4 protein-coding genes are annotated in these 3,456 nt (G+C 68.1%); all 4 read left to right on the top strand.

Annotated elements, in window-relative coordinates; translation table 11 throughout:
• Positions 1-1,266, top strand: a 1,266-nt coding sequence (locus tag D4740_RS12780) for a DNA/RNA non-specific endonuclease (RefSeq protein WP_182911422.1), incomplete at its 5' end; no start/stop codon positions are given.
• A 19-nt stretch (positions 1,267-1,285) separates the two neighbouring features.
• On the top strand, positions 1,286-1,930 hold the full coding sequence (locus tag D4740_RS12990) for a hypothetical protein (RefSeq protein WP_182911421.1): 645 nt from the start codon (positions 1,286-1,288) through the stop codon (positions 1,928-1,930).
• Positions 1,908-2,582, top strand: coding sequence for a DNA/RNA non-specific endonuclease (locus D4740_RS12600; RefSeq protein WP_119837225.1), 675 nt, complete (start codon positions 1,908-1,910; stop codon positions 2,580-2,582). The genes D4740_RS12990 and D4740_RS12600 overlap by 23 nt, the downstream gene beginning before the upstream one ends.
• Entirely contained in the window at positions 2,579-3,277 is a 699-nt protein-coding gene (locus tag D4740_RS12985; RefSeq protein WP_182911420.1) for a hypothetical protein, read from the top strand. The genes D4740_RS12600 and D4740_RS12985 overlap by 4 nt, the downstream gene beginning before the upstream one ends.
• Positions 3,278-3,456: the final 179 nt, after the last annotated feature.

The following is a 3,456-nucleotide window of genomic DNA, read 5'->3' as shown; positions in this document are numbered from 1 at the left end:
CCTGCTGAGCCTGGTGCGCGGGGTCGCCACGAGGCTGACGCTGACGGTGCCGCTGAGGCGGGCGCCCCGGCCCGCCACCGTGCTGATGGTGACCCTGCTGAGGCGGGTGCCCCGTCTGGGCGCCACAGGGCTGATGGTGATGGTGCGGAGTCTGCGTCTGGTCACGGCCGTGGTGAGGGCGCCGATGGTGAGTCCTCGGCTGGCCGTCACCGCGCTGAGGGTGCTGACGGTGAGGCCTCGGCCCGTCACCGCGCCGACACCGAGGGTGCTGATGCGGATGCCCCGTCTGGCCGCCACAGGGCTGACGGGGCTGACGGTGAGTCCTCGGCCCGCCACGCGGCTGACGGTGCTGACGGTGCCGGTGGTCGTGGTGACGGCTCTGGTGGCTCCGGCCGTGGTGGTGGCGGGGACGGCCCGTCCGAGCGTGGCAGCAGTGGCGCGGACGGTGACGGTGATGGTGGCTCCTCTGGTGATCGGTCTGTGGCCCAGCGGCTTGAGAAGCGTCGGCAGGAGGCTGACCAGGACGCGTTCAACCAGGAGCACCGGCCCCGGGTGGAGAGCACGGTGGAGGTCGGCAAGGGCAGTGACCTGGCTCCCCGTCATGACAGGCCGTTCGGGCGGGGTGTGGAGCTGGAGCCCAACACGTGCTACCACGTGGACCAGCGGGGCAGCTTCTACACTGATGAGTCTGGTGTGGTGGTGCACGTGGAGGCGCACTCGGCGGTGGAGCGTCGTGGGTGGTGGGACATCCGTAGTCCTATGAACCCGGACCTGAGGGACCCTCTGCCCAGTGCGACCTACACGGTGGACGGGAGGTTCCACTACACCACGGACGAGTGGGGGCGCACGGTGCGCATCCAGGTGGACGGGCTGGACGAGGTCTCGGAGACTTACGACTCCTCCCGGGCGCGTAGGCGTATCGGCAACTACGGTGGTGACGGCTTTGACGGGGGGCATCTGATTGCTCACCGGTTTGGTGGGGGGCCGGAGGAGATCAACGTGGTGCCTATGCGCAGCACCCTCAACCAGGGGACTGAGGGGAGGTACCTGGACAGCTACAGGAAGTTGGAGGACGACATCGCCGCCAGCCGGGGCGCCTACGAGAGCATCGACATCCATATCGAGTACGACGGGCCACCGGGGGTGGAGCCGGGGACCTCGCTGAGTGGGGTGCCCCAGGCAGGCCGGGTGCCCACCGAGTTCCGTGTCTCATGGACTGACGGGCGGGGCAGGCGGGTTGATGCTGATCCGATTGTCAACGAGTGAGTGCTGCTAGGAGGGGTGTATGTCGTTTGACTGGCGTGCTGCGAGTGCGGGTGAGCTGCTGTCTCGTGTTGAGGAGGGGACGGCTGAGTGGCTGCGGGCTGAGGGCGGTGATGGTGTCCAGGTCCGGGTCCTGGGGATAGGTTTTCGCCAGTCCATCAGGATCGTGATGACGCGTGGTGGTGAGGAGGTGGGTGTGTTCTTGCCTGACGAGATCGTCTCTGTGATAAGTAAGCTTCGTAGGAAGCAGGTGGTTGCTGGGTGGGGTGCGTGGACGTGGTGCCGGCTGTGGATGGTGGCGGGGGAGTGGGTGCTGCACCAGGAGTGTGACTGGATGCGCGAGCCGGTGCTCGAGGGGCCTGCTGGTGGGCGTCCCCCTCCGGGTATCTGTGCCCTGGAGCTGGAGCGCTACCCCCGGGATGCGGAGAACATCCCCGGGTGGATGGCGGAGGGTGTGGCGGCCAACGAGAGACGGAAGGCTGCCAACGCCCGTCGTCGTGAGGCCAGGCGCGCCAAGAAGGAGAAGGAGCGCCAGGCAGCCCAGGCCCAGGCCGCTGAGGCCACCGACCGGCAGGGCGGGAGCGGTAGCGGGCAGGCTCCTGAAAGTGGCTCCGGTGCCGGGCAGGCCACCCAGGGTGGGGGCGGTGCTGGTGGGTCCGCGGGGTGAGGCCTGTGCGGTGGTGGGCCGGGGCAGGTCAGTGCTGCTGGCGCTGGGGCGGGGCAGCTTCTACACCGATGAGTCTGGTGTGGTGGTGCACGTGGAGGCGCACTCGGCGGTGGAGCGTCGTGGGTGGTGGGACATCCGTAGTCCTATGAACCCGGACCTGAGGGACCCTCTGCCCAGTGCGACCTACACGGTGGACGGGAGGTTCCACTACACCACGGACGAGTGGGGGCGCACGGTGCGCATCCAGGTGGACGGGCTGGACGAGGTCTCGCAGAGGTACCGCTCGGGTGATGTCCAGGCGGAGATCGGTGGCCTGGGTGGTGAGGGCTTTGACGGGGGCCACCTGGTGGCCCACCGGTTTGGTGGGGCTCCGGAGGAGATCAACGTGGTGCCTATGCGCAGCACCCTCAACCAGGGGACTGAGGGGAGGTACCTGGACAGCTACAGGAAGTTGGAGGACGACATCGCTGCCAGCCGGGGCGCCTACGAGAACATTGACATCCATATCGAGTACGACGGGCCACCGGGGGTGGAGCCGGGGACCTCGCTGAGTGGGGTGCCCCAGGCAGGCCGGGTGCCTGTGAAGTTTGAGGTCTACTCGACTGATGCGGGGGGTGTGCCGAGGGTGCCGAGGACGTTCCCGAACAGGTGAGTACTTCGAGAATTAAGGGGATGGGTCTTATGGCTAGGTTGTCGGAGATGTCTGCTGGGGAGCTTCTCGCTCGTTCTGAGGAGATGCTGGCTGACTGGCTGCGTGAGGAGGGCGGGCAGCGTGTTGACATCGAGTTCATGGGTGTGGGGTGGACGCAGCAGTTTGATCCCCAGCTCACGCGTGGTGGGCAGCGGTCGCGTGTGATCCCACCTCATGAGGTCAACTCCTTCATGACGGAGCTGCGTGATAGGCAGGTTGTGCCTGGGTGGGGTGCGTGGACGTGGTGCCGGTTGTGGATGGTGGCGGGTGAGTGGGTGCTGCACCAGGAGTGTGACTGGATGCGTGAGCCGGTGTTCGACCCTCCTGGTGGTGGGCGGCCCGGCCCGGGTGACTGTGCGCTGGAGCTGGAGCGCTACCCCCGGGATGCGGAGAACGTCCCGGACTGGATGGCTGCGGGTGTGGCGGCCAACGAGAGACGGAAGGCTGCCAACGCGCGTCGTCGTGAGGCCAGGCGCGCGAAGAAGGAGCGTGAGCGCCAGGCAGCCCAGGCCCAGGCCGCTGAGGCCACCGACCGGCAGGGCGGGGAGGGGGCCATCCGGTCTGCCGCCCAGGAGGCCGGGCAGGCTACCGGGGGCGGGCCCGGTGCCGGGCAGACCGCCCAGGATGGGGGCGGTGCTGGTGGGTCCGCGGGGTGAGGCCTGTGTGGTGGTGGGCCGGGGCAGGTCAGTGCTGTTGGCGCTGGGGCTTCCTGGGTGGCTTCTACACTGATGAGTCTGGTGTGGTGGTGCACGTGGAGGCGCACTCGGCGGTGGAGCGTCGTGGGTGGTGGGACATCCGTAGTCCTATGAACCCGGACCTGAGGGACCCGCTTCCG

The organism is Actinomyces sp. 2119 (assembly GCF_003591215.1).
GTDB classification, from domain to species: Bacteria; Actinomycetota; Actinomycetes; order Actinomycetales; family Actinomycetaceae; genus Actinomyces; species Actinomyces lilanjuaniae.
The sequence above is the reverse complement of the archived record's forward strand: the minus strand, read 5'-3'. Positions and strand labels throughout refer to the sequence as shown.